At 61.2% G+C, this 4515-nt stretch carries 6 protein-coding genes and 1 tRNA gene; 6 read left to right on the top strand and 1 reads right to left on the bottom strand.

Features of this window, described 5'->3' with window-relative positions; translation table 11 throughout:
- Nucleotides 1–66: 66 nt before the first annotated feature.
- From ACLP9N_RS00815 to ACLP9N_RS00800, 4 genes are all read left to right on the top strand, one after another.
- A tRNA-Met gene (locus ACLP9N_RS00815) sits at nucleotides 67–140 on the top strand.
- Between the two features lie 415 nt (nucleotides 141–555).
- A complete protein-coding gene (locus ACLP9N_RS00810; RefSeq protein ID WP_442405614.1) occupies nucleotides 556–798 on the top strand; it encodes a hypothetical protein in 243 nt (80 codons plus the stop codon).
- Nucleotides 799–1017: 219 nt separating this feature from the next.
- Nucleotides 1018–1200 carry a hypothetical protein gene (locus ACLP9N_RS00805; protein WP_442405613.1) on the top strand — a complete coding sequence of 61 codons (183 nt, stop codon included), beginning with the start codon at nucleotides 1018–1020 and terminating at the stop codon, nucleotides 1198–1200.
- Between the two features lie 37 nt (nucleotides 1201–1237).
- The gene (locus ACLP9N_RS00800) at nucleotides 1238–1489 is read left to right on the top strand and encodes a hypothetical protein (protein WP_442405612.1); all 252 of its coding nucleotides are present in this window, start codon (nucleotides 1238–1240) and stop codon (nucleotides 1487–1489) included.
- 12 nt (nucleotides 1490–1501) lie between these two features.
- Here ACLP9N_RS00800 and ACLP9N_RS00795 read toward each other — a convergent pair whose 3' ends face one another.
- Nucleotides 1502–1663 carry a hypothetical protein gene (locus ACLP9N_RS00795; protein ID WP_442405611.1) on the bottom strand — a complete coding sequence of 54 codons (162 nt, stop codon included), beginning with the start codon at nucleotides 1661–1663 and terminating at the stop codon, nucleotides 1502–1504.
- A gap of 200 nt (nucleotides 1664–1863) precedes the next feature.
- Here ACLP9N_RS00795 and ACLP9N_RS00790 point away from each other — a divergent pair, with 200 nt between their 5' ends.
- Both ACLP9N_RS00790 and ACLP9N_RS00785 read left to right on the top strand, forming a co-directional pair.
- Complete coding sequence (locus ACLP9N_RS00790; protein ID WP_442405610.1) at nucleotides 1864–2040, top strand: Flp family type IVb pilin; 177 nt, start codon at nucleotides 1864–1866, stop codon at nucleotides 2038–2040.
- An 845-nt stretch (nucleotides 2041–2885) separates the two neighbouring features.
- Nucleotides 2886–4515 (top strand): S53 family peptidase (locus tag ACLP9N_RS00785; protein WP_442405609.1); only part of this gene is annotated, 1630 nt, incomplete at its 3' end.

The raw sequence follows: 4515 nt of genomic DNA, 5'->3' as shown, positions 1-4515 counted from the left end.
CTGGTAGTTTAACTCATGACCAAACGCGACGTTCGGGAATCCATTCCCCGAATGTCCTCAACCCATGCCGGGGTAGCTCAGTTGGTCAGAGCGGCGGTCTCATAATCCGCAGGTCTGGGGTTCGAGTCCCCACCCCGGTACTTCCGAGGCCCTCAAAGAATCGATCCCGAGTGCTCCTCTCCTTGGCGCCGAACAGGTAGTGGGGCGCCCCCACGATCCGGGGCTGGATCGGGATATACCCCACCCGCTTTTCCCGGCGCTCTGAGCGAAAGACGCGGAGCTTCTTATCTCCGGATGACCACGCAGAAACTCTCGAAGCGTGATCGAGTCCACTGAGGTCTTCATCACGTTCTGAGACCTTTCGCCTGAGTCGTAGACATAGATCAGACGAAGGCTCGACGCCAAGCTCAGAACGTTGATCTCGCCATCAAGACCAAGGTCGTCTATTACGCTCCTTGGCTTGCATCGCCCGATCGTGTCGAAGACATCGGGCTCAACTCCGAACGCAACCGCCGTGTCGATGCTGATGCCGGTTTCCGCACAGGCTGCGAGTCGATGTTGACCGTCTTTCAGATGGCCATTGCGATCGAAGATGATCGTCTCACCGTTGACTTTCCAATGCCCATCCAAGAGGACTTTGCACAGGCGTTGCTTGTGCCTGGGAATCAGGGGCTGGTTAAGCGGCATGTGATTCTCAAGGAGGTACTTCGCCTGATCGGCCGCGATCGTCATTCGCTTCAAGCGAAATTGATCCCACCGTCCGAGGGGACCGATGGTTACCGAGGTCTTGGTTCCTGATGCCATTCTCGTCTCCGTTGGAGGTTTCGTGGTCGAACCATTCGGCCCATATCCCAAGCGTATATTGTACGTATGGCATATCAACATTATTGTGATACTATAGTTGCGGATTATGCACCTGGAGCGTATAATGTCTTTGTACGTGCGGAGTACGTCTCCGCGTGGTATCCTTTCATGACCGCGTTTTGCGGAGTCGAAACGATGCCCGGGGTATCCGCAGTGGCCCGCAAGAAAGCCAAGAAGACCGTGAAATCCGTGGCGTTCCGCGTCACTGAGGATTTCAACGCTTGGTTGCAAGCCTATGCCAAGTTCAAGCGAATGACGGTGTCCAGCTTGATGGATCAAGCTTTAGCCCGCATGGCTGCGGAAGACGGGTTCAAGAAACCGCCGGGGAGGGTGTGACCATGGTGCGGAAGGCTTCCGAGGAAGGGGGTGGGAAGTGAGATCCGAAGACTTGCAAGAGGTCATCCGTGCCGCGCCGTTCCGGCCATTCGCGATCGTCTTCGCGGACGGCAAACAGATCGTCGTTCCTCATCCGGAATGGATCCTCTTTCAGGGCGGTCGCACGGCCGTCGTGATGGAACCCGACCAACGCCTTCACATCATCGACATCATGCTCGTGCAGAGGCTCGAGCTTGAACCGCCAGTGCCGACGGGGTCGATCGCTCCGAACCCGGACGGGGGGGAGTGAACCCGATGACTCTCATTCCCCGCCGTCTGGCCAGCGGGGCCTCCCGATGACGACCAGGGCGACCAGCTCGGCGACGATCCGGGCGGCGGGGGGCATTGAGAAGATCCTCTTCCGCCATTCCCATTCGTCGACCTCCTCGTCGATGTCGTCGCCGGGCCGTCTCTCCAGGACCACCGCTGCCGCGGAACTGGGTCAGCACCTCTCCGCGACCTGATCATCCGAGACCTGGCCGGGAACGACCGTTGATGTTCACGAAAAAGACCGAACCGAAAAAGTGAAACTGCCTCACCGCATCGGTTGTGATAATAGCCTAACCTTGTAGAAGTGAGATTCCGCCTCGAGAGCATCGATGACTGACGAGGAGAGCTAGTTCCATGTCTCGTTTTCGCACCTTGATTTCCCGTTTCCTGACCAGCGATGACGGACCCACCGCCGTCGAATACGCAGTCATGCTTGCCCTGATCCTGGTCGCCTGCATCGGGATCGTCTCGACACTCGGCACGAACGTCAGCGGCACCTTCGGCACCGTGAGCAACACCCTGGGTAGCTGAGCAAGCGATGTTGATCGCAACAACAAAGGAGGCATGAACGGCCCAATGGCTCGTTAATCATGCAACGCGATGGAAGGGCTCTGGAGGCGATATTGCAAACCTTCAGAGAGCCCCAGATGCGCCCCGAACCGGTTCAGCTTCGTGAATCCCGAGGGGCGCACTTCCCCGATGTGCCCTGCGTTCCTCGATAACTGACCAGGGCCTGGTACACAAGGTCGTCACGCCGCGGATTGCCGCGACCGGTGACGAGATCACCGGAACAATCACTTTTATCAGGATGCGGCACGGCGGCCTCGTGTTCCAATCCCTTGATGCTTGAGGGCAGGCCGTTTCTCGGGGCGACGAAGTCTTCGAAAAAACACTGGAAGCAACTTTCTTTCGTTCCTTTCTGAGAGTAAGCTATTATTTATCCCAGACGATTTCTCAGAACGACCCCGCGTGCGGAAGACGCCGAAGTACGCATCATTGCTGAAGCGGCGAGAGTCCCAAAGGTCAATGCGCGACCGGCGTCGTGGGGGCGAGCATGAGTAGCGACGTTCGGGCTCTGCCGCGCCTGAGGTCAGGGCGATCCGAGAGGGTCGTCAGATGCTGCTGTGAGCCTTGTCCCGCAGCCAGCCAATCCTTCCGTGACCAGACAACCATTAGAGCCGGCTTGTCGCAGGAATCCCGACTATTCCACCGCGCCCTCGTGCTTGGGTGGACCGGGCCTTGTTGGGACATGCCGATTTTCGCGTTGAATAGGCCGTCTTGAAGCCACACCACCGTTGCACCATCCAGGGAATACTCCGATGAGCTCGAGAACAACGCGCAGATCTCGCCGTTGCCGCTCCTCGACACTGCGTTGCTTGAAGCCGAGGATAGATGATCTCGAACCGCGCGCGCTGCTCAGCACAGCGTCGCTGTCGGCCCACCCGACGTTCCAGGTGAGGTCCCTTGCCGGCGGCGGGGGGCCCTCCGCACCGTATACTCCTGCGCAAATCCAGCAAGCATATGGATTCAACAGCATTACTTTCAATGGCGTCGCGGGCACGGGCAGCGGCGAGACGATCGCCATCGTCGATGCCTATGACGACCCGAACATCCAGGCCGATCTGAACACATTCGACACCCAGTTCGGGCTGCCCCCCACGACGGTCACGCGGGTCAGCGAGTCCGGCACGACGAGTTATCCGGCCAGCGATCCGACGGGCGGTTGGGAGCTCGAGGAGTCGCTCGACGTGGAGTGGGCGCACGCCATGGCGCCCGGGGCGAACATCTTGCTGGTCGAGGCCAGCTCCACCTATGATAGCGACCTGCTCGCCGCCGTCAGTTACGCGGCGTCCCATGCGAATGTCGTGTCGATGAGCTGGGGCGGCGGCGAGTTCTCGGGCGAGACGGCGGGGTACGACAGCTACTTTGACCATGCCGGCGTGGCGTTCGTGGCGTCCTCGGGCGACTCCGGCGCGCCCGCCGAGTGGCCGGCGGCTTCGCCGAACGTTCTGTCCGTCGGTGGGACGGCCTTGACCCTCGGCCCGGGCAATGCCTGGTCGAGCGAGGTCGGCTGGAGTGGCAGCGGCGGCGGCCCCAGCGCCGACGAATTGCAACCGTCATACCAGAAGGGTGTGGTGACGCAGACATCGACGGCGCGAGCCACCCCGGACGTCGCCTATGACGCATCGCCGTCAACCGGCGTCTACGTCTATGACTCCGTCCCATACGAGGGCGGGAGCGGCTGGTGGGAGGTTGGCGGCACCAGCGCCGGGGCACCGCAGTGGTCGGCGCTGCTGGCGATCGCCGACCAAGGCCGCGCCCTGAACGGCCAAAAGGCGCTCGACAGCACGAATCCGCAGGAAGTGATGAACATCCTGTACAAAAACCCGGCCGACTTCCACGACATCACCAGCGGCACGAGCACCGGCAGCCCGAACTATTCGGCCGGTATCGGCTACGATTATGTCACCGGAATGGGCTCGCCGATAGCCAACCTGATTGTCGGCTCGCTTGATGGCACCTCCACGGCCTCGTATGACAAGCTGGTCCTGACCGCGACGCCGACCGCCGAGACGGCGGGGACGTCGTTCAGCCTCACGGTCACCGCCCAGAACTCGAGCGGGAAGACGGACACCGGGTACACCGGCACGATCCAGTTCACCAGCAGCGATGCCCAAGCCGTACTGCCGGCGAACTTTACCTTCGTAGCGGGCGACGCTGGAACGTACACGTTCACGAACGTGGTCACGCTCAAGACCGCCGGCAGCCAGTCGGTCACCGCGACGGATACGACGACCTCCGCCATCACCGGCACGCTCTCCGGGATCACCGTCAGCCCGGCCGCCGCCAGCCAGTTCGTCCTGTCCGGCCTTCCATCAAGCACGACCGTGGGCGTGGTGGCGCAGCCCGTCACGGTCACCGCGGAGGACCCCTACGGCAATGTGGCGACCGGTTACGCCGGCACCGTCCACTTCACCAGCAGCGACCCAATTGCCAAACTGCCGG

It is taken from the genome of Mycobacterium sp. (assembly GCF_052144515.1).
Taxonomy (GTDB): Bacteria; Actinomycetota; Actinomycetes; order Mycobacteriales; family Mycobacteriaceae; genus Mycobacterium.
The sequence above is the reverse complement of the archived record's forward strand: the minus strand, read 5'-3'. Positions and strand labels throughout refer to the sequence as shown.

Bases quoted from the DNA above. Each gene is read 5' to 3' on its own strand.
- ACLP9N_RS00810 (WP_442405614.1), top strand. From the start codon at position 556: ATGTTGACCGTCTTTCAGATGGCCATTGCGATCGAAGATGATCGTCTC.
- ACLP9N_RS00790 (WP_442405610.1), top strand. From the start codon at position 1,864: ATGTCTCGTTTTCGCACCTTGATTTCCCGTTTCCTGACCAGCGATGAC.